Origin of the sequence: Pseudomonas sp. MIL19, from assembly GCF_028680365.1 — a bacterium.
In the GTDB taxonomy this organism is placed as follows: domain Bacteria; phylum Pseudomonadota; class Gammaproteobacteria; order Pseudomonadales; family Pseudomonadaceae; genus Aquipseudomonas; species Aquipseudomonas spirodelae.
This window is the reverse complement of the sequence record NZ_JAPPVG010000079.1, coordinates 1-1,286: the sequence shown is the minus strand read 5'-3', so window position 1 is coordinate 1,286 and position 1,286 is coordinate 1. Positions and strand designations below refer to the sequence as shown.

Here is a 1,286-nt window from a genome sequence, read left to right as displayed (position 1 = left end):
GCCTGGATCAGTATTTCGCACTGGCGACAGGCCCATTTGCCACGCACATGCTGTTCGACGGTGAACACGCCCGGCGTGTAATCCAGCTTTTCGCTGATGTCTTCGCCGATGCGTTGCAACTGGCAGCCGCAGGCGCACTGGGTGTTCTCCGGCTCGTGACGGATCACCGTGCGCGGAAATTGTGCAGGCAGCGCTGTGCGCTTGGGCTGTTGGCGGGGTTCAGCTGGAGCAACCGGAGGATTGACGGCTTTCAACTCCGCTTCGATGGCGGCGATGTCGGTGTCGAGCAGGTCATCTAGCAGGCTGCCCTGGTCAGGGCTCAGCTGCTCGCTGCGCTTGGCAAACTTGTGCCGTTTGAACCATGCAATTTCGTGGGTGAGCTGCTCAATGATGGTTTGATCGCGGTGGATCTTCTTGCCCATCGCATCAACCTGCGTGAGCAACTGCGCGGCCAGTGCACGCAGTTGCTCAGGTGTCAGTTGGTCGAGATTGGGCGAGGAATTCATGTTGCTGATTGTGCCAGAGCAGGCGGTCAGCGCAGATACACCAATGGGCTAATGGCCGGTGCTACAGCACTGTGATCGTGCCGCCCGCACCGACCCGCTGCCAGGGCAACCCCAGTACCAACGCCTGAAGTTGCTCAGCGTCGAGTTCGACTTCCGAGCCGTGTCGGATGCTTGGCCAGTGAAACTTGCCCTGGTTCAATCGCCGTGCGGCCAGCCAGATACCCACACCGTCATGTACCAGAACTTTCATGCGGTTGGCGCGGCGATTGGCGAAGAGATAGGCGCAGTGTGGTTTCGCCGCACCGAACACGGCCACCACGCGGGCCAACGCGGTTTCAGTGCCAGCACGCATGTCCATAGGCTCGGTGGCGAGCCAGATGGTATCGATGCGGATCACTGGGCAAGCCCACGGACAAAGCGGGCGCATCCTTCAGGATCGGAGGCTGGCCATTTCACGGTGACCGATTCCTTGCCAAGCAGTAGCTCGATAATCACCGATGCTTCAGTCGGTCGTTTGGGCGTCACCTTCACCGGAACGAACGCCGGCAACGCAGCTGGCAGTTGATCTCGGTAAAGCGGTAACCACTTGCGAATGACGTTGGCGTTGATGCCGTGGCGGATGGCCACGCGGGATACGCTCGCACCGGGTTGCAGGCATTCCTGAACAACCTGGGCCTTGAATGGTTTGGGGTAAGAGCTTCGTTGGCGCATGGAAATCCCGGCGATAAGGGCTATCGCGTCCGCTTAAAAATACGCGGACACCATCGCCCTTAATGCTGG

At 59.8% G+C, this 1,286-nt stretch carries 3 protein-coding genes; all 3 read right to left on the bottom strand.

Features of this window, described 5'->3' with window-relative positions:
* A partial coding sequence (locus N1078_RS19420) for an IS66 family transposase zinc-finger binding domain-containing protein (protein ID WP_274089699.1) occupies positions 1-506 on the bottom strand: 506 nt, incomplete at its 3' end.
* A gap of 61 nt (positions 507-567) precedes the next feature.
* Positions 568-903 (bottom strand): IS66 family insertion sequence element accessory protein TnpB, encoded by a 336-nt coding sequence (tnpB, locus tag N1078_RS19415; protein ID WP_274089698.1) that lies wholly within the window; start codon positions 901-903, stop codon positions 568-570.
* Entirely contained in the window at positions 900-1,217 is a 318-nt protein-coding gene (gene tnpA, locus N1078_RS19410) for an IS66-like element accessory protein TnpA (protein WP_169873408.1), read from the bottom strand. Before tnpA ends, tnpB begins: the two co-directional genes overlap by 4 nt.
* Positions 1,218-1,286: the final 69 nt, after the last annotated feature.

What these genes read in the sequence shown, in the direction of transcription:
- tnpA (WP_169873408.1), bottom strand. Translation starts at nt 1,217, where the DNA reads ATGCGCCAACGAAGCTCTTACCCCAAACCATTCAAGGCCCAGGTTGTT.